Annotated in this window: 16 protein-coding genes; 10 read left to right on the forward strand and 6 right to left on the reverse strand. The window is 71.7% G+C overall.

The features are described from left to right. Positions 1-50: 50 nt before the first annotated feature. The 3 genes from ACFQ9Z_RS31285 (at position 51) to ACFQ9Z_RS31295 (ending at position 4,673) form a co-directional block, all read left to right on the forward strand. Complete coding sequence (locus ACFQ9Z_RS31285) at positions 51-1,814, forward strand: PQQ-binding-like beta-propeller repeat protein (protein WP_383026795.1); 1,764 nt, start codon at positions 51-53, stop codon at positions 1,812-1,814. 67 nt (positions 1,815-1,881) lie between these two features. Beyond that, complete coding sequence (locus ACFQ9Z_RS31290; protein WP_383026798.1) at positions 1,882-3,756, forward strand: PQQ-binding-like beta-propeller repeat protein; 1,875 nt, start codon at positions 1,882-1,884, stop codon at positions 3,754-3,756. Positions 3,757-3,986: 230 nt separating this feature from the next. Further along, positions 3,987-4,673 (forward strand): LuxR C-terminal-related transcriptional regulator, encoded by a 687-nt coding sequence (locus ACFQ9Z_RS31295; protein WP_383026801.1) that lies wholly within the window; start codon positions 3,987-3,989, stop codon positions 4,671-4,673. 287 nt (positions 4,674-4,960) lie between these two features. Here the strand turns inward: ACFQ9Z_RS31295 and ACFQ9Z_RS31300 are convergent, their stop codons facing one another. Together ACFQ9Z_RS31300 and ACFQ9Z_RS31305 are read right to left on the reverse strand one after the other, a co-directional pair. After that, on the reverse strand, positions 4,961-5,314 hold the full coding sequence (locus tag ACFQ9Z_RS31300; RefSeq protein ID WP_383026804.1) for a hypothetical protein: 354 nt from the start codon (positions 5,312-5,314) through the stop codon (positions 4,961-4,963). 21 nt (positions 5,315-5,335) lie between these two features. Then, entirely contained in the window at positions 5,336-7,027 is a 1,692-nt protein-coding gene (locus tag ACFQ9Z_RS31305; protein WP_383026808.1) for a sodium:solute symporter family protein, read from the reverse strand. A gap of 197 nt (positions 7,028-7,224) precedes the next feature. Here ACFQ9Z_RS31305 and galT point away from each other — a divergent pair, with 197 nt between their 5' ends. From galT to ACFQ9Z_RS31325, 4 genes are all read left to right on the forward strand, one after another. Then, a complete protein-coding gene (gene galT / locus ACFQ9Z_RS31310; RefSeq protein WP_383026811.1) occupies positions 7,225-8,286 on the forward strand; it encodes a galactose-1-phosphate uridylyltransferase in 1,062 nt (353 codons plus the stop codon). Then, entirely contained in the window at positions 8,283-9,245 is a 963-nt protein-coding gene (gene galE / locus ACFQ9Z_RS31315) for a UDP-glucose 4-epimerase GalE (RefSeq protein WP_383026814.1), read from the forward strand. The genes galT and galE overlap by 4 nt, the downstream gene beginning before the upstream one ends. Continuing rightward, positions 9,245-10,399: a galactokinase gene (galK, locus tag ACFQ9Z_RS31320; protein WP_383026818.1), complete on the forward strand. Its 1,155-nt coding sequence runs from the start codon at positions 9,245-9,247 to the stop codon at positions 10,397-10,399. The genes galE and galK overlap by 1 nt, the downstream gene beginning before the upstream one ends. A gap of 70 nt (positions 10,400-10,469) precedes the next feature. Beyond that, positions 10,470-11,150 (forward strand): adenosylcobinamide amidohydrolase, encoded by a 681-nt coding sequence (locus ACFQ9Z_RS31325; RefSeq protein ID WP_383026823.1) that lies wholly within the window; start codon positions 10,470-10,472, stop codon positions 11,148-11,150. Between the two features lie 376 nt (positions 11,151-11,526). Here ACFQ9Z_RS31325 and ACFQ9Z_RS31330 read toward each other — a convergent pair whose 3' ends face one another. Further along, on the reverse strand, positions 11,527-11,970 hold the full coding sequence (locus ACFQ9Z_RS31330) for a GNAT family N-acetyltransferase (RefSeq protein ID WP_383026826.1): 444 nt from the start codon (positions 11,968-11,970) through the stop codon (positions 11,527-11,529). Positions 11,971-12,246: 276 nt separating this feature from the next. Here ACFQ9Z_RS31330 and ACFQ9Z_RS31335 point away from each other — a divergent pair, with 276 nt between their 5' ends. Further along, entirely contained in the window at positions 12,247-13,020 is a 774-nt protein-coding gene (locus ACFQ9Z_RS31335; protein WP_383026829.1) for a LuxR C-terminal-related transcriptional regulator, read from the forward strand. A gap of 54 nt (positions 13,021-13,074) precedes the next feature. Here the strand turns inward: ACFQ9Z_RS31335 and tamR are convergent, their stop codons facing one another. Further along, positions 13,075-13,572: a MarR family transcriptional regulator TamR gene (tamR, locus tag ACFQ9Z_RS31340; protein ID WP_069780386.1), complete on the reverse strand. Its 498-nt coding sequence runs from the start codon at positions 13,570-13,572 to the stop codon at positions 13,075-13,077. A gap of 89 nt (positions 13,573-13,661) precedes the next feature. Between tamR and ACFQ9Z_RS31345 the strand changes: the two genes are divergently transcribed. Further along, the gene (locus tag ACFQ9Z_RS31345) at positions 13,662-14,474 is read left to right on the forward strand and encodes a trans-aconitate 2-methyltransferase (protein WP_383026832.1); all 813 of its coding nucleotides are present in this window, start codon (positions 13,662-13,664) and stop codon (positions 14,472-14,474) included. Between the two features lie 68 nt (positions 14,475-14,542). On the opposite strand, the gene ACFQ9Z_RS31350 is transcribed toward ACFQ9Z_RS31345, so the two are convergent. After that, the gene (locus tag ACFQ9Z_RS31350) at positions 14,543-15,220 is read right to left on the reverse strand and encodes a TetR/AcrR family transcriptional regulator (RefSeq protein WP_143631221.1); all 678 of its coding nucleotides are present in this window, start codon (positions 15,218-15,220) and stop codon (positions 14,543-14,545) included. Then, positions 15,217-16,224, reverse strand: coding sequence for an acyl-CoA desaturase (locus ACFQ9Z_RS31355; protein ID WP_383026835.1), 1,008 nt, complete (start codon positions 16,222-16,224; stop codon positions 15,217-15,219). The genes ACFQ9Z_RS31350 and ACFQ9Z_RS31355 overlap by 4 nt, the downstream gene beginning before the upstream one ends. A gap of 304 nt (positions 16,225-16,528) precedes the next feature. On the opposite strand from ACFQ9Z_RS31355, the gene ppc reads away from it, so the two are divergent. Beyond that, entirely contained in the window at positions 16,529-19,261 is a 2,733-nt protein-coding gene (gene ppc / locus ACFQ9Z_RS31360) for a phosphoenolpyruvate carboxylase (protein WP_383026838.1), read from the forward strand. Positions 19,262-19,313 lie beyond the last annotated feature (52 nt).

The raw sequence follows: 19,313 nt of genomic DNA on the forward strand, positions 1-19,313 counted from the left end.
CGAACCTCGGGGCGTGGCTAAGAATCAGTGAACGAGGGGGAAGAGCGCTGATGACCCAGCCGCCCAACCAACCGCCGCAGGGCGGCTTCGGAGCACCGCAGGACCAGCCGCCGCAGGGCGGCGGATTCGGCGCCCCGCAGTCACCGCCCCCGCCGCCGCAGGCACCGGCCCAGCCCCCGCAGCCCCAGCCCGGCTACGGCTACCCCCAGCAGCCCGGGCCCTACGCCCAGCCGGGCCCCTACGGGCAGCCCGCGCCCGGCGCCCCCGGCCCCTACGGGCAGCCCCAGCAGCCCGGCCCCTACGCCCCGCAGCCCGGCTACGGCTACCCGCAGCAGCCGCCGCAGTACCCCGGCGCCCCCGGCGGCGCCCCCTACGGCGGGCCGCCGGCGAACAGGAAGAAGACGGCGCTGATCATCGGCGCGGCCGCGGCCGCGCTGCTCGTCGTCGGCGGCACCGTGTACGCCGTCACCGGCGACGGCGGCGACGACGGCAAGAAGCCGGTCGCCCAGCAGAGCGGCGACGGCAAGCAGCCCGCCACCGACGCCCCGGTCAACCCCGGCGACGGCAGCGGCGACGGCGGCGCGGACCCGGAGAACCTCAACGAGGGCCGCAAGCCCGGCGAGGCCAAGGTGCTCTGGTACAAGACGGCGCCCGACGCCCCCGGCTCCGGCGCGGACGCGCCCGGCATGTGGATCACCGACAGGACCGCGGTGAAGGCCGCGTACAAGCAGCTCTTCGCCTACGACGTCGGTGACGGCAGGCCCACCTGGGACCCGATCTCCTTCCCCCAGAAGATCTGCGCTGTCACCCCGCACAAGTCGGCCGACGACAAGATCGTCGTGGCCTACATGAGCGGTGTCAGCGACCGCGCCAAGTGCAACCAGCTCCAGCAGGTGGACCTGGCCACCGGCAAGAAGGGCTGGAGCGCCCAGGTCGCCGACGGCGAGCTGTTCGACAGCGCCATCAGCGTCGAACTGAGCGTCAGCGGCAAGACGCTGATGGTGGGCCGCTCGCAGTCGGGCACGGCGTACGACCTAGACAGCGGCAAGAAGCTGTACGACAAGAAGAAGTACGGCGACGCCTGCTTCCCGACCGCGTTCGCGGGCGGCACGGACCGGCTGGTCCAGGTGGCCTCCTGCAACGCCGGCGGCAGCGACGCGCACGAGGAGATCCAGGAACTCGACCCGGCCACCGGCAAGGCCAGATGGACGCAGCCGGTCAAGAAGGGCTGGCGGGTCGCGCGGACCTACTCCCTGGACCCGCTCGTGGTCTACCTGACCAACGAGAACAAGAAGGCCTGGAACATCTCCACCTTCACCAAGGACGGCAAGTTCCGCTCCGAGGTCAAGGTGAACGAGAAGTTCGCCCCGCAGTGCGGCTGGGCGATCCTCGAACGCGACCTCCAGGGCTGCCAGGGCGTGGCCGTCGACGCCGACACGCTCTACCTGCCCACCAGCGCGACCAGCGGCGCCAACGAGATCGTCGCCATCGGCCTGGCCGACGGCAAGGAGAAGTGGCGGGTGAAGTCGCCGGCGGACGAGTCGATGTCCCCGCTGACGACGGAGAACGGCAAGCTCATCGCCTACGTGGACCCGTCGTACGACACGGGCGGCCAGATCGTGTCCGTGCCGACCGGCGGCGGTTCGCACACCACGACCAAGCTGCTGCAGAACCCGTCGGGCACGGCCCGGATCGAGAACGGCTTCTACGACGGCGCGGTGAGCTGGACCGGCGGGCGCTTCTACATCTCCACCACCCGGCTGTCCGGCAACGACGACTCGAAGGAGAAGCTGATGATGGCCTTCGGCAAGTGAGTCCAGGCCCTTCTCCCACCGTCCCCACGCCGCCAGGCCCCGACAGCTTCACCGAGGTACACCCGTCATGAGCCAGCCGCCCCCGCCGCCCAACCAGCCCCCGCAGCAGGGGGGTTTCGGTCCGCCCCAGGAACAGCCGCCCGCCGCCCCCCAGACCCCGGCCGCCCCGCAGGGCCCCGCCGCCCCGCCCGCGCCCCAGGCGCCGCCCAGCCTGCAGAAGGGTCCGCAGCCCGGCTACGGCTACCCGCAGCAGCCCCCGGCGCCGCAGCCGCCCCAGCCGGGCTACGGCTACCCGCAGGCCCCGCAGCCGGGTTACGGCTTCCCGCAGCCGCCCCAGCCGCAGGCCCCGCAGCCGCCCGGCTACGGCTACCCCGGCGCGCAGCCGAACCCGTACGGGCAGCCGACCCAGCCCGTGGGCCCGTACGCGCAGCAGCCGGGTTACGGCTACCCCGGCGGGCCCACGGTGGCGACGCAGGCGCAGCCCGGGCAGCCCGGCGGGGGCCGGAACAACGCCGCGCTCGTCATCATCGTCGCGGCGGTCGCCGCCATCGCGCTGATAGTCGGCGGCGGCGTCTGGTACGCCAAGTCCTCCGGCGGTGACGGCAAGAAGGACGACACCGCCAGCTCCAGCGGCGGCGAGGACGGCACCGGCGGCAAGGACGGCGCCACCGGCGGCACGCCGTCCGGCGGCACGGAGAAGGTGCCCTCGGACCCCGCGTCCAAGGTGCTCTTCCAGGTCGGGATGCCCCAGACGAAGGACACCGTCGTCACCTCGGGCTCCTGGCTGACCAATTCGGTGTACGCCAAGAGCGGCGTCGCCGAGATCGTCGGCTACAACCCCGCCGCGGGCACCAAGATGTGGACCATCAAGCTGCCCGGCCCGGTGTGCACGGCCAGCAAGCACGTCACCGAGGACAACAAGACGGCGGTCGTCTTCCAGCCGAAGATGCCCGAGAAGGGCTCCAGCGAGGGCTGCAGCCAGGTCGCCGCCATCGACCTCGACAAGGGCGCCAGGCTCTGGACCAAGACGGTCAAGAACGGTGACTACACCGCCAACCTGCAGAACGTGACGGTCTCCCAGCACACCGTCGCGGTCGGCAGCAGCAACGGCGGCGCGGCGTTCGACATCGGCACCGGCAAGGCGCTGTGGCAGCCCAAGCCGGAGGACTCCTGCTCGGACGCCGGCTACGGCGGCGGCCCGAAGCTGGTCGCGGTGCGCAAGTGCGGCAGCTACGGCGAGCGCCAGCTCCACATCCAGACCATCGACGCGGTCTCCGGAAAGGTGATATCCGACTACAAGATGGCCGCGGGCATCGAGTACGCCGGCATCGTCTCCACCGACCCGCTGGTGGTGGCCGCCGACGTCGGCGACAGCGCCGACGACGGCAGCGGCATCTCGGACTACTTCTCCATCGACAACAAGACCGGCAAGCTGCTCACCCGGATCTCCGCGCCGTCCGACACCTACGCCGGCCGCTGCGACAGCATCACCCGCGTCGAGGACTGCCGCGAGGTCGTCGCCGGCAACGGCAGGCTGTACGTACCGACGGAGGAGCACGACGGCAGCGGCGACTACAGCAAGACCAACGAGATCGTCGTCTTCGACCTCGCCACAGGCAAGCAGACCGGCCAGCGCGCCGAGGCCGGCGACGGCTACACGCTCTCCCCGCTGCGCATGGACGGCGGCAACCTGATCGCCTACAAGCACCCGCCGTACGACCAGGGCGGGCAGGTCGTCACCATCGGCGGCCCCTCCTTCAAGGCGACCACGCTGCTTAAGAACCCGTCCACCGAGAGCGTGCGGCGGGCCGAGACCACGATGCTGCCGGAGTACGCGGAGATCCTGTACGGGCAGGGCCGGCTCTACATGTCGGCCGTGTACGCGCACAAGTCCACGTACGGCAAGGAGTACCTGCTGCTCGCGTTCGGCTCGGGCGGCTGACCGTCCGCCCCGGCGCGCTCACGGGCGCCGGGGCCGATACAGGGGATGACCAGGCAGTGCCCCGGATTTCACCATCCGGGGCACTTCTGCCGCATAGGGGCAGCGCGACGTCGAACAAGCGTGTAGCTTCCGGGGGCATGAAGGGCGGGGTGCCGGGGGGCTCTCTGTCGTGGTGGACCGGTGGGCGTCCATAGTGGGGCATCCATGGGGGAGGGCTGGGGGGTTGCTCTATGGGAGCGCGGCTCATGGTCGTCGACGACCACCGGCTGCTCGCGGAGGCGCTGGCGTCGGCGCTGAAGCTGCGCGGGCACCGGGTGCTCGCCGCGGCGGCGCCGGCGGCGGGCGCGGCCGACCTGGTGATCTCGCGGGCGCCCGAGGTGTGCCTGCTGGGCACGGCGGCGCCGGCCGAGCCGGGGGCCTTCGACCCGGTGGTGAAGATCAAGCGGGAGCGGCCGCAGGTGGCGGTGCTGGTGCTGGGCCCGGTGCCGTCGCCGCGGGGCATCGCGGCCGCGTTCGCGGCGGGGGCCTCCGGCTACGTACGGCACGACGAGCGCATCGAGGGTGTCGAGCGGGCCATCATGAAGGCGCGGGCGGGCGAGGCGGCGGTGGCGCCGCAGCTCCTCCAGGGAGCCTTCGCCGAGCTGCTCAACCCGGCGGCCCAGCCGGACGACGAGGGACAGCGGCTGCTGGAGATGCTGACGCCCCGGGAGGTGGAGGTGCTGGTCCGGGTCGCCGACGGGGAGGACACCCGGGTGATCGCGGCAGGCATGGGCATCGCGCCGAGCACCGCGCGCACGCACGTCCAGCGGGTCCTGATGAAGCTGGGCGTGGGCTCCAGGCTCGAGGCGGCGGCCCTGGCGGCCCGCACCGGCCTGCTGGACCGGGCGGGCCCGTACCTGGAGACCGGTCCCGCCTAGGGCCTGTCCGACGATTCCCGCCGGGCCCGCGACGCCTGGCGCCGCACCTCGCCGCGTCGTCGGGTGCGCCCAGGTGCATCCAGTACGAGGGCGACCCTCCGCCTTGCGGTGCACGGCACCGGACGCCGCGGACCGATCCGGCGCGAACGGTCGGACAGGCCCAGTACCGTGCCGGCGTCGCGAGCCGGTGACGCTTTCCGGCCGCGGCACCGGGTGCTGCCGGGGAGCGGCGCGGCCGCGTGGGAGCGGTCGGCCCCCGCGCGGCCGCGGACGGATGAGACGCGCGACTACGCCTGCTCCTTCTCCTCCGGCAGCCCCTCCGGGGGAAGCGGCGGCGGAGTCGGCCGCAGCTTCAGCCAGGCCAGGAAGAAGACGCCCAGCAGCAGCATCCCGATCCCGGTCCAGAGGTTGATGTTGACGCCCTGCGCCTTGTCGATGGCGGACTGCGAGTCGGTGATGCCGACGATCGTGACGATGACGCCGTACAGGACGAACAGGCCGCCGATGATGCGGCGCAGGTCGAAGATGCGGGCGGCGGTCGCCGACTTGGACTCGAGGTCGGCGACGTCCCGCGAGAGGTCGCCCTCGGTGTAGTGGTGGTGCCGGCCGGGGTGGTCGGGCTGTCCAGGCTGTTCGGTCATGATTTCCTCGGTCCTCCCGCGTCAGAACGAGAACGGGATGTAGCAGGCGGCGGCGAGCACGACCGCGCCCCAGCCCAGCAGGGCCGGCTTGCGGTACCAGGCGTCGTCGCCCGGGGCGGGCGGCTCGGCCATGCCGGGGGAGCGGGTGCCGTAGACCAGCCCCTGCAGCTCCTCCGCCGGCTTGGGCTTGGTGAACAGGGACACGGCGAACATCACGATCGCGCCGGCGACGAAGCCGGCGATCGCGGAGACGAAGTTGGCGCCCTGGTCGGAGGGGATCGAGATGATGCCCTTCTTGTAGAACACGAAGTAGTTGACCATCGCGGTCACGGTGCCGGCGAGCAGACCCCAGAAGCCGGCCTTGGCGGACGCGCGCTTCCAGAACATGCCGACGATGAAGACGACGAACATCGGCACGTTGAAGAAGGAGAACAGCGTCTGCAGGTACGACATGATGTTCGAGAACGAGGACGCCAGGAACGCCGTGCCGATGGAGGCGCAGACACCGATGACGGTGATCAGGCGGCCGAAGCGGACGTAGTACCCGTCCTCACGGCCCGGCACCACGTACTTCTCCCAGATGTCGGTGGTGAACACCGTGTTGAACGACGACACGTTCGCCGCCATGCCCGCCATGAAGGCCGCCAGCAGGCCGGTGACCGCGATGCCGAGCACGCCGTTGGGCAGCAGCTCCTGCATCAGGTAGGGGATGGCGTCGTTGTACTGGTAACCGGAGCCCGCGGTGCCGAAGTTCGGGACGATCGCGGCGGCGACCAGGCCGGGGATCATCACCAGGAAGACGATGAAGATCTTCGGATAGGCGGCGATCAGCGGCGTCCGCCGGGCCGCCGAGAGGTTCTTGGCGGACAGGGCGCGCTGCACCTCGGCGAAGTTGGTGGTCCAGTAGCCGAAGGAGAGCACGAAGCCGAGGCCGAGCACGATGGTGAGCCAGTTGGCGCCCAGCGGGTTGGTGCTGCCGATGCCGGTGCCGCCCCAGGCGGTGGTGAAGTTCTGCCCGTGGGTGGCGGTCAGCTTTTCGGTCAGGCCGTTCCAGCCGCCGACCTTCTTCAGGCCGAGGATGGTGATCGGGATGAGGGCGGCGAGGATCACGAAGAACTGCAGCACCTCGTTGTAGATCGCCGAGGAGAGACCGCCGAGCGTGATGTACGCGAGCACGAAGGCGCCGGCGACCACGATGGCGACCCACTGCGGCCAGCCGAGCAGGGCCTCCACCACGATCGCGAGCGCGTAGAGGTTGACGCCCGCGATCAGGATGGCGGCGAAGGCGAACAGGATCGAACTGAGCAGGTGGGCGGCCCGGTCGAAGCGCAGCAGCAGGAACTCGGGGACCGAGCGGACCTTGCTGCCGTAGTAGAAGGGCATCATCACCAGGCCGAGGAAGACCATGGCGGGGATGGCGCCGATCCAGTACCAGTGCACGGTGTACGCGCCGTACTGGGCGCTGTTGGCGGCCATGCCCAGGATCTCGGTGGCCGCCAGGTTCGCCGAGATGAAGGCGAGGCCGGTGATCCAGGCGGGCAGCGAGCGTCCGGAAAGGAAGAAGTCGAGGCTGGTCTTGACGGACCGGCGGGCCGCGAAGCCGATACCGAGGACGACGAGGAAGTAGATCGCCAGGATCGTGTAGTCCAGCCAGTTGGTGGGGAGCCGTAGCTCCGCCGCCAGATAGGTGGGGGCGTATGTGGGGGTATGCATGAGCACTCGCTTCGTCGCGCGAACTGATCCAGAGCGGAACCTACGCCTCTGTGTTCAGCAATTGAACACTTCTGGTGGTGTTCTTTGTTTGATTGTGATCGTACGCGGTGCTGTGAGGTTGTGATCTGTTATGTTTGATTGTGTTGAGTGATTGAGTGCGGGCGCGCCTCATCGAGGCGCGGAACAAGGAGTCCGGCGTGAAGAAGACCTCGACCCGGCTGGCCGACGGTCGTGAGCTGATCTACTACGACCTCCGGGACGACACCGTGCGGGACGCCGTCGACCGCCGCCCCCTGGACGCCACGGTCACCACCTCCGAGATCCGCCGCGACCCGCTGCTCGGCGACTCGGTCGCCGTCGCCTCCCACCGCCAGGGCCGCACCTACCACCCGCCGGCCGACCAGTGCCCGCTGTGCCCGACGCGGGGCGAGCGGCTCAGCGAGATCCCGGACTCCTCGTACGACGTGGTCGTCTTCGAGAACCGCTTCCCCTCGCTCGCCGGCGACTCCGGCCGCTGCGAGGTGGTCTGCTTCACCTCCGACCACGACGCCTCCTTCGCCGGCCTCGGCGAGGAACAGGCGCGGCTGGTCCTGGACGCGTGGACGGACCGCACCTCCGAGCTTTCGCATCTGCCCTCCGTCGAGCAGGTGTTCTGCTTCGAGAACCGGGGTGCCGAGATCGGCGTGACCCTCCAGCACCCGCACGGACAGATCTACGCCTACCCCTTCACCACCCCCCGCACCGCGCTGATGCTCCGCTCGCTCGCCGCCCACAAGGAGGCCACCGGCGGGCGGAACCTGTTCGACGACGTCCTGGCGCGGGAACTCGCCGGGGAGCGCGTGGTACTCCAGGGTGAACACTGGGCGGCCTTCGTGCCCTACGCGGCGCACTGGCCCTACGAGGTCCACCTGTACCCCAAGCGGCGCGTGCCCGACCTGCTGGCCCTGGACGAGGCGGCGCGCACAGAGTTCCCCCAGGTCTATCTGGAACTCTTGAGGCGCTTCGACCGTATCTTCGGCGAGGGTGAACCTCCGACGCCGTACATCGCGGCCTGGCACCAGGCCCCGTTCGGCGCGCTGGAGGAGTTCGACGGTGTGACGCGGGACGACTTCGCGCTCCACCTCGAGCTTTTCACCATCCGCCGCACTTCCGGCAAGCTGAAGTTCCTCGCGGGTTCCGAGTCCGGCATGAACGTGTTCATCAACGACGTGCCGCCGGAAGCCGCGGCCGAGCGACTGCGAGAGGTAGCGAGTTCATGAAGTACCTGGTGACGGGCGGGGCGGGGTACGTCGGCAGCGTCGTGGCCCAGCACCTGCTGGAGGCCGGACACGAGGTCACGGTCCTCGACAACCTCTCCACCGGCTTCCGCGTGGGCGTGCCCGCCGGCGCCGCTTTCGTCGAGGGCGACATCCGGGACGCCGCGAAGTGGCTCGACCCCTCCTACGACGGCGTGCTGCACTTCGCCGCCTCCTCCCAGGTCGGCGAGTCCGTGGTGAAGCCGGAGAAGTACTGGGAGAACAACGTCGCCGGCAGCCTCGCGCTGCTCGGCGCGATGCGCGGGGCGGGCGTCCGCAAGCTGGTCTTCTCCTCCACGGCGGCCACCTACGGCGAACCGGAGCAGGTCCCGATCGTGGAGACCGCCCCGACCAGGCCGACCAATCCCTACGGAGCCACCAAGCTGGCCGTCGACCACATGATCACCAGCGAGGCGAACGCCCACGGCCTTGCCGCGGTGTCGCTGCGCTACTTCAACGTGGCCGGCGCCTACGGCACGTTCGGCGAGCGCCACGACCCCGAGTCGCACCTGATCCCGCTGGTGCTCCAGGTCGCCCAGGGCCGCCGCGACGCGATCTCCGTCTACGGCGACGACTACCCCACCCCGGACGGCACCTGCGTCCGCGACTACATCCACGTCGCCGACCTCGCCGACGCACACCTGCTGGCCCTGAAGGCCGCCCGGCCGGGCGAGCACCTGATCTGCAACCTCGGCAACGGCAGCGGCTTCTCCGTCCGCGAGGTCGTCGAGACCGTCCGCAAGGTCACCGGGCACCCGATCCCCGAGGTCGTCGCGCCGCGCCGCGGCGGCGACCCGGCGGTCCTGGTGGCCTCGGCGGACACGGCCCGCGAGAAGCTGGGCTGGAACCCGTCCCGCGCGGACCTCGCGGGCATCGTCGCGGACGCCTGGGAGTTCGCACAGCACATCTCGAAGGAGCGGTAGTGGGGGCTGAGCAGGTCACCGGGCGTTTCACCGAGCTGTACGGCGCCGCCCCGGAAGGGGTGTGGGCGGCGCCCGGCCGGGTCAACCTCATCGGTGAGCACACGGACTACAACGACGGCTTCGTGATGCCGTTCGCCCTGCCGCACCGGACCACGGCCGCGGTCTCCAGCCGCACCGACGGCGTGCTGCGGCTGCACTCGGCGGACATCGGCGGCGAGGCCGTCGAACTCGCGCTGGACGCGCTCGCACCGCAGAGCGACAAGGACTGGACGGCGTACCCGGCGGGCGTCGTCTGGGCGCTGCGCGAAGCCGGCCACCCGGTCACCGGCGCCGACGTCCACCTCGCCTCCACGGTCCCCACCGGCGCCGGACTGTCCTCCTCCGCCGCCCTCGAAGTCGTCGTCGCCCTCGCCCTGAACGACCTGTACGGCCTCGGCCTGCAGCGCTGGCAGCTCGCCCGCCTGTGCCAGCGCGCCGAGAACGTCTACGTCGGGGCGCCCACCGGGATCATGGACCAGACCGCCTCGGCGTGCTGCGAGCCGGGCCACGCCCTGTTCCTGGACACCCGCGACCTGTCGCAGCGGCAGATCCCCTTCGACCTGGCGGCCGAGGGCCTGCGGCTGCTGGTCGTCGACACCCAGGTCAAGCACGCGCACAGCGGCGGCGAGTACGGCAAGCGCCGGGCCGGCTGCGAGAAGGGCGCGGCCCTGCTCGGCGTCGACGCCCTGCGCGACATCCCCTACGCCGAACTGGACGCGGCCCTCGCCCGCCTCGGCGACGACGAGGAGGTCGTCCGCCTGGTCCGGCACGTGGTGACCGAGGACGAGCGGGTCGAGCGGACGATCGCCCTGCTGCACTCCGGCGAGACCCGCGCGATCGGCGCGGTCCTCACCGAGGGCCACGCCTCCCTGCGCGACGACTTCCGCATCTCCTGCCCGGAGCTGGACCTGGTCGTCGACTCGGCCCTGACCGCGGGCGCCCTCGGCGCCCGGATGACCGGCGGCGGCTTCGGCGGCTCGGCGATCGTCCTCGCGGAGGCGGCGGACGTGGACACGGTGACGAAGGCGGTGCGGGAGGCCTTCGCCGCGGCCGGCTTCACGGCCCCGCGGGTCTTCGAGGCGGTGCCTTCACCGGGAGCGCGCCGGCTGGACTGACGTCCGGGCGGGGCGGCGGTACGCCTGCGGATACGATCGGCCGGTTCTCACCCCGAGGAGCGAAGAACCGGTGACCGCCGTCCTGCCCCCGTCCACCACGACCGCCGGACCGCACGACGTGCGGCTGCTGACCCGCACCGAGGACGGCGAGCCGCTGCACGCGCTGCTGTGGAGGGCGGGCCTGGGCTGGCGCATGATCAGCAGCGCGGTGCTCGGCGGCGGCATCGGCGAGCGCGGCTGGGTCCTGAACGCCCAGGTGGCGCACGGCTACCGGCGTACCGACCCGGAGCGCCACCTCGCCGGACTGGCCACCGCCGCGGGCGCGGCCGGACCGGGCGTCGGGCTGATGACGGCGGCCGACGTCTCCCGCCACGGCCGCGCGGCGGACGGCGGGGCGGAAGCGGTCGTCACGGCGGGCATCAGCGTGCGCGGCTGGGCCGCGGCCGAGGCGGAGGGCACCGTGCTGCCCGCGCAGCCGGGCACCATCAACATCGTCGCCGTCCTCCCCGTGGCGCTGACCGACGCGGCCCTGGTCAACGCGGTCGCCACCGTCACCGAAGCCAAGGTCCAGGCCCTGCTCGACGCCGGCCACGACTGCTCCGGCACCCCTACGGACGCCGTCTGCGTGGCCTCCCGAACCCCGGCCCCCGACACCCCCCTCCACCCCTTCGCCGGCCCCCGCTCCCTCTGGGGCGCCCGCCTGGCCCGGGCGGTCCACCGGGCGGTGGGCGAGGCGTTGGCTCCCGGGTGAGGCCAGCGGCAGCCACCGGCCGGCACCGGCGACACGTGACTACCAGGCCCTGGGTATCCCCCGCTACCTGATCATCGACCCGCGCGACGGAACGTGGACCTACCAGTGGGGTACCGGCCGCAACGACGGCCGCCCCGCTTACGAGAACCGGCTGCACCTCCCCTACTGCGATCCGGTCACCGTTTCCACGGACCTGGGCACCTGGTCGATCGGCACCACCGGCCTGCCCCGGTACAGCGCCGAGGACATGGGGCTGCCCCAGGAGCCGTAGCGGGCCGGTGGGCCGGTGCCGGCGGACGGCGAGCCGCGCCTGCCGCGCCGGGTCCGGCCGCCCCGGCCGGCATGTCCGCCTCCGCCGCCCCGGAATGACCCGCCGTCAGGCGATCCGCTTGGTCAGGGTGTACTCCGTGAGGCCCGGGGGATAGTCGGGGATCACGCAGACCACGTCGTAGCCCTGCTTCCTGTAGAAGTCCGGGGCCTGGAAGTCCCAGGTCTCCAGGCGGGCCGTGGTGCAGGCGCGGGCGGTGCGGGCGGTGTGTTCGGCGTGGGCGAGGAGGCGGGAGCCGAGGCCCGCGCCGCGATGGGGGGTGTCGACCCACAGGTAGGTGACGTGCAGCCAGGTCGTCCAGGTGTGGCCGACCAGGCCGCCCGCCAGGTCCCCGGACTCGTCCAGCGCCCACACGTGCAGCGGGACTTCGCGCTCGTCGGGCGTGCCGCGCAGGGCCGCCAGTACCGGGGACGCCGCCGTGTTGGTGTCCCGCAGCCGGGAGCGGAGCAGATCGCGTCGGGCTCTGTCGACTTCCGCCTCAATACGAAACATGCGGCACACCATAAACGGGCCGGGCGGCCAGTTCCGTAAATCGACTTCCGCCGCGTGCCCGTATCCGTACTCTGTGGAGCAGCGCCGGTGGGGGCCGGTGCTGATCAGGGGGCGAGACAGACGGGTACGGCGCCCGTGGTGGGGGTAGCAGTGTTCGCAACGGCGGCGGCCGTGCGGTCGGCGTTCCTCACCGCGTTGTGTCGTGTCCGCGCGGGTCGTCGTTCTCCGGACCTTGGCTATCCCCTGCTCCGCGTGGAGCCCGGGGAAGGGGGTTTCGTGGTTCGCATCCGAGTCCTGGTCGTCGACGACCACCGAATCTTCGCCGAGTCGCTGGCGGCCGCGCTGGCCGCCGAGCCCGACGTCGACGTCTTCGCCGCCGGCAGCGGCCCGGCCGCGCTGCGCTGCCTGGAGCGCGCGGCCGCCGAGGGCCGCCGCTACGACGTCCTCCTCGTGGACGCCGACCTGGGGACCGCCCTGCCCGGCGGCCGCCCGGCCGTGCCCGTGCACGACGGCGACGAGGAGGGGCTGGTCGACGGGATCTCGCTGGTCGCGGGCGTCCGCGCCGCGCAGTCGGCGGTGCGCACGGTGGTCCTCGCCGAGCGGGACGACCCCCGGCGGGCCGCCCTCGCCCTGCAGGCCGGCGCCTCCGGCTGGGTCGCCAAGGACTGCTCGCTGTCCCGGCTGCTGACGGTGATCCGGGGGGTGCTGCGCGACGAGACGCATCTGCCGCCCGCCCTGCTCACCGGTGTCCTCAAGGAGCTGACGGCCGCCCGCAAGCACCGCACCGAGAGCGAGCGGCTGGTGGAGTCGCTGACCCCGAGGGAGCGGGAGGTGCTGCGGTGCATGGTCGCGGGACTCGGCCGCAAGGCCGTGGCCGAGCGGCTGTTCCTCTCCCCGCACACCGTGCGCACCCACATGCAGAACGTCCTCGGCAAACTGGGCGTCCACTCGACCCTCGCCGCCGTGGCGCTCGCCCGCAGGGCCGGGGTCGGTCCGGCCGACCTGGGGGCCGCCGGGCCCATCGGGGTGGAGGAGAGCAGCAGCGCCTGACCGGCCCACGCGTGCCGGACCCCGCGTCCGGGCCACGGCGAGCCCGGCGGGACCTCAGCCGGGGATGTTGTCGAACGGGGCGGTCAACTGACGCAGCAGGCCGGCCAGTTCGGCACGCTGAGCGCGGGACAGCTCGGCGAGGATCGCCCGCTCCTGCTCCAGCAGGCCCGCCAGTGCCTGGTCCGCGCGGTCCCGGCCGGTGTCGGTCAGCCGGACCAGCACACCCCGCCGGTCGCTCGGATCCGGCAGCCGCTCCACCAGGCCCTTCTTGGCGAGCCGGTCGATCCGGTTGGTCATCGTGCCCGAGGTGACCAGGGTCTGGGTCAGCAACTGCCCGGGTGAGAGCTGGTAAGGGGTTCCCGCGCGCCGCAGCGCGGTCAGCACGTCGAACTCCCAGGGTTCGAGCTGGTGTTCGGCGAATGCGAGCCGGCGTGCGCGGTCCAGGTGCCGGGCCAGCCTGCTCACCCGGCTGAGCACCTCGAGCGGCTCCACGTCGAGGTCCGGGCGCTCCCGGCGCCACGCTGCGACCAGTCGATCGACCTCGTCCTCCATGGAGATCAGTGTAGTGGTTGTGTCGACATGAAGTCTCTTGATGTCGAGTGTCTTGACATCAAGACAAGCTCCTCGGGAGAGTGAACCCCATGACGACACCCGCCTGGGACCCCGCCCAGTACCTCCGCCACGCCGGCCACCGCGCCCGCCCCTTCACCGACCTCCTCGCCCGCGTCCCGGACCTCCCCTCCCCTCGGCCCCGGATCGCCGACCTCGGCTGCGGCCCCGGCAACGTCACCGCGCTGATCGCCGGCCGCTGGCCCACCGCCCACATCACCGGCCACGACAACTCGGCCGAGATGCTCGACAAGGCGCACGTCGACCACGAGGGCCCCACGGCCCGCGGCGGACGGCTCGACTTCGCCCACGCCGACGTCCGCTCCTGGACGCCCTCCGAGCCGTACGACCTGATCGTCTCGAACGCCACCCTGCAGTGGGTGCCCGGGCACGCCGACCGCTTCGCCGACTGGATCGCGGGCCTGAAGCCGGGCGGCGTCTTCGCCTTCCAGGTCCCCGACAACACCGACGCCCCGCTGCACGCCCTGATGCGCGAACTGGCCGCCGGCCCCCGCTGGAAGCCCCTCCTCGGCGGCGTCCTGCGCGACCAGGACTCCGTGCACACCCCCGGCGCCTACCTGGACCGCCTCGCCCGCCTCGGCTGCGCGACCGACGTGTGGCAGACGACCTACCTGCACGTCCTGGCCGGCGAGGACCCCGTCCTCGACTGGGTCAAGGGCACCGGGCTGCGCCCCGCCCTGACCGCGCTCGCCGACGACCCCGAGGCCCGTGACGCCTTCGTCGCCGAGTACCGCGACCTGCTCCGCGCCGCCTACCCGAGCGCGCCCTACGGCACGGTCCTGCCGTTCCGCCGGCTGTTCGCGGTGGCCGTGAAGGAGACGTGACGGGAGGCGAGCGGCCACCCGGCGCCCCGGGCCCGCACTGCCCGCGGCCCGGAGCACGGGAAAGCCCGCTAGGCCTTCCGGTGCCCGATCAGCCGCGGCTTCTGCTCCAGGCCGTCCAGACCGTGCCAGGCCAGGTTCACCAGGTGCGCCGCGACCTCCGCCTTCTTCGGCCGGCGCACGTCCAGCCACCACTGGCCGGTCAGTGCGACCATGCCGACCAGCGCCTGGGCGTACAGCGGGGCCAGCTTCGGGTCGAAGCCGCGGGACTTGAACTCGCGGCCCAGGATGTCCTCCACCTGGGTGGCGATGTCGGAGATGAGGGAGGCGAAGGTCCCGGTCGACTGGGGGATGGGCGAGTCCCGGACCAGGATGCGGAAGCCGTCCGTGTACTCCTCGATGTAGTCCAGCAGCGCGAACGCCGCCTGCTCGCACAGCTCACGCGGGTGCCCCGCGGTCAGCGAGCCGGTCACCATGTCCAGCAGCCGCCGCATCTCGCGGTCCACCACCACCGCGTACAGCCCCTCCTTGCCGCCGAAGTGCTCGTACACCACCGGCTTGGAAACCCCGGCCTTCGCCGCGATCTCCTCCACCGACGTGCCCTCGAAGCCCTTCGCCGCGAAAAGGGTGCGACCGATCTCCAGCAGCTGCTGGCGGCGCTCGGCACCGGTCATACGGGTCCGGCGGGTCCGCCGCTGCTTGTCGTTGCCGGGAGTGCTGCTGGAGTCGGTCGCCACGGCGTCAATCATGCCGCCTCGGCCGCTTCCTTCCGGCGGCGGGAGCCGTCATCGCCGGTGTTGCGCCGCGAATCGATACGCGAGCGTGACGGCCAGCGCACGTCGTACGCCCAGCCGAGCAGCTCGAACCAGCGGATGAACCGCGCGGAGGAGTCGATCTGGCCGCGCATCACCCCGTGCCGGGCCGACGTCGGGTCGGCGTGGTGCAGGTTGTGCCAGGACTCCCCGCACGACAGCACCGCCAGCCACCACACGTTGCCCGAACGGTCCCGCGACTTGAACGGCCGCTTGCCCACCGCGTGGCAGATCGAGTTGATCGACCACGTGACGTGGTGCAGCAGCGCCACCCGGACGAGTGAACCCCAGAAGAGGGCGGTGACCGCGCCCCACCAGGACATCGTCACCAGACCGCCGATCAGCGGCGGCAGCAGCAGGGACACGGCCGTCCAGAGCACGAACTGGCGGGAGATCGCCCGGATCGCCCCGTCCTTGATCAGGTCCGGCGCGTACTTCTCCTGCGGGGTCTGCTCCTCGTCGAACATCCAGGCGATGTGCGCCCACCACAGGCCCTTGATCAGCGCCGGGACCGTCTCCCCGAACCGCCACGGCGAGTGCGGATCACCCTCCGCGTCCGAGAACTTGTGGTGCCTGCGGTGGTCGGCCACCCAGCGCACCAGCGGCCCCTCCACCGCGAGCGAGCCCATGATCGCCAGCGCGATCCGCAGGGGCCGCTTCGCCTTGAAGGAGCCGTGGGTGAAGTACCGGTGGAAACCGATCGTGATGCCGTGGCACCCCAGGAAGTAGAAGAACACCAGCAGGCCCAGATCGAGCCAGCTCACCCCCCAGCCCCAGGCCAGCGGCACGGCCGCCACCAGTGCCACGAACGGCACGGTGATGAACAGGAGCAGCGTGATCTGTTCGATCGAACGCTTCTGCTCGCCGCCCAGCGTGGCGGAGGGGATGGAGGTGTCGTTGGCCTTACGGGCTTCGTCGATCACATCGGAACTTGAGGTCATGCGCGTCCCCTGTGGGGTCTAGGGTCGAGGCAGATGCCGGGCCGCCGGGACCGGTGGGACATGGAACGACCTTCCCTACGGTCCCGTAACCTACGGCATCGTAAGTATGTCAGCGTGCCGTCCGGCGGCAAGAGCCCGAGAGCCTGCGCGTCCGAGTGGACACCTATCCTTGAAGTCGGTCGGACAGCGCGGTCCGCTCTGATTCCTTCCCGGACGCCCAGGCCCGTAAGCGGCACCCGCCGCGCGGTGGACGGACGCCCGGGTTCCCTCCAGACGAGCTTCAACACTGCAAGGAGCCGCACCTGTGAGCAGTGCCGACGACCAGACCACCACGGCCGGCAGCGAGCTGCGCGCCGACATCCGCCGGCTGGGCGACCTCCTGGGCGAGACCCTCGTGCGCCAGGAAGGCCCCGAGCTCCTCGACCTCGTGGAAAAGGTCCGCCGCCTCACCCGGGAGGACGGCGAAGCCGCCGCGGAGCTGCTGCGCGGCACCGAACTGCAGACCGCCGCCAAGCTGGTCCGCGCCTTCTCCACCTACTTCCACCTCGCCAACGTCACCGAACAGGTCCACCGCGGCCGCGAGCTGCGCGCCCGCCGCGCCGCCGAGGGCGGCCTGCTCAGCCGCACCGCGGACCGCCTGAAGGACGCCGACCCCGAGCACCTGCGGCAGACCGTCGAACACCTCAACGTCCGCCCCGTGTTCACCGCGCACCCCACCGAGGCCGCCCGCCGGTCCGTCCTCAACAAGCTCCGGCGCATCGCCGCGCTCCTGGACACCCCCGTCCTCGACTCCGACCGCCGCCGCCACGACATCCGCCTCGCCGAGAACATCGACCTCGTCTGGCAGACCGACGAACTGCGCGTCGTCCGCCCGGAACCCGCCGACGAGGCCCGCAACGCCATCTACTACCTCGACGAACTCCACGCCGGCGCCGTCGGCGACGTCCTCGAGGACCTCACCGCCGAACTCGAACGCGTCGGCGTCAAGCTCCCCGACGCCACCCGCCCCCTCACCTTCGGCACCTGGATCGGCGGCGACCGCGACGGCAACCCGAACGTCACCCCCCAGGTGACCTGGGACGTCCTCATCCTCCAGCACGAGCACGGCATCAACGACGCCCTGGAGATGATCGACGAGCTGCGCGGCCTGCTCTCCAACTCCATCCGCTACGCCGGGGCCACCGAGGAACTGCTCGAGTCCCTGCACAGCGACCTCGAGCAGCTCCCCGAGATCAGCCCCCGCTACAAGCGCCTCAACGCCGAGGAGCCCTACCGGCTCAAGGCCACCTGCATCCGGCAGAAGCTGGAGAACACCAAGCGGCGCCTCGCCAACGGCACCCCCCACCAGGACGGCCGCGACTACCTCGGCACCGGCGAACTCCTCGCCGACCTGCGCATCATCCAGACCTCCCTGCGCGAGCACCGCGGCACCCTCTTCGCCGACGGCCGCCTCGCCCGCACCATCCGCACCCTCGCCGCCTTCGGCCTCCAGCTCGCCACCATGGACGTCCGCGAACACGCCGACGCCCACCACCACGCCCTCGGCCAGCTCTTCGACCGCCTCGGCGAGGAGTCCTGGCGCTACGCGGACATGCCCCGCGACTACCGCGCCAGGCTCCTCGCCAAGGAACTGCGCTCCCGCAGGCCCCTCGCCCCCAGCCCGGCCCCCGTCGACGCCGCCGGCGCCAAGACCCTCGGCGTCTTCGAGACCGTCAAGAAGGCCCTCGAGGTCTTCGGGCCCGAGGTCATCGAGTCCTACATCATCTCCATGTGCCAGGGCGCCGACGACGTCTTCGCCGCCGCCGTCCTCGCCCGCGAGGCGGGCCTGGTCGACCTGCACGCCGGCTGGGCGAAGATCGGCATTGTGCCGCTGCTGGAGACCACCGACGAGCTGCGCGCCGCCGACACCATCCTCGAGGACATGCTCTCCGACCCGTCCTACCGGCGCCTGGTCGCGCTGCGCGGCGACGTCCAGGAGGTCATGCTCGGCTACTCCGACTCCTCCAAGTTCGGCGGCATCACCACCAGCCAGTGGGAGATCCACCGCGCCCAGCGCCGGCTGCGCGACGTCGCCCACCGCTACGGCGTACGGCTGCGCCTCTTCCACGGCCGCGGCGGCACCGTCGGCCGCGGCGGCGGCCCCTCCCACGACGCCATCCTCGCCCAGCCCTGGGGCACCCTGGAGGGCGAGATCAAGGTGACCGAGCAGGGCGAGGTCATCTCCGACAAGTACCTGATCCCCTCCCTCGCCCGGGAGAACCTGGAGCTGACGGTCGCGGCCACCCTGCAGGCCTCCGCCCTGCACACCGCGCCCCGCCAGTCGGACGAGGCCCTCGCCCGCTGGGACGCCGCCATGGACGTCGTCTCCGACGCCGCCCACGCCGCCTACCGCCGCCTCGTCGAGAACCCCGACCTGCCGACGTACTTCCTCGCCTCCACGCCCGTCGACCAGCTCGCCGAGCTGCACCTGGGCTCGCGGCCCTCCCGCCGCCCCGGCTCGGGCGTCTCGCTCGACGGTCTGCGCGCGATCCCGTGGGTGTTCGGCTGGACCCAGTCCCGGCAGATCGTGCCCGGCTGGTTCGGCGTCGGCTCCGGCCTCAAGGCGCTGCGGGAAACCGGTCTGGACACCGTGCTCGGCGAGATGCACGAACAGTGGCACTTCTTCCGCAACTTCATCTCCAACGTCGAGATGACCCTCGCCAAGACCGATCTGCGCATCGCCCAGCACTACGTCGACACCCTCGTCCCCGACGAGCTGAAGCACGTCTTCGACACCATCAAGGCCGAACACGAGCTGACCGTCCGCGAGGTCCTCAGGGTCACCGGCGAGGACGAACTCCTCGACGCCGCCCCCGTCCTCAAGCAGACCTTCGCCATCCGCGACGCCTACCTCGACCCGATCTCCTACCTCCAGGTCGCCCTGCTCAAGCGCCAGCGCGACGCGGCCGCCGCCGGCGCCCCCGCCGACCCGCTGCTCGCCCGCGCCCTGCTCCTCACCGTCAACGGCGTGGCGGCGGGCCTGCGCAACACTGGCTGACGCTCCCACCGCACACACGGGTGCCCCCGTGGTCGCACGACCACGGGGGCAC

It is taken from the genome of Streptomyces sp. NPDC056580, from assembly GCF_042793175.1.
Taxonomy (GTDB): domain Bacteria; phylum Actinomycetota; class Actinomycetes; order Streptomycetales; family Streptomycetaceae; genus Streptomyces.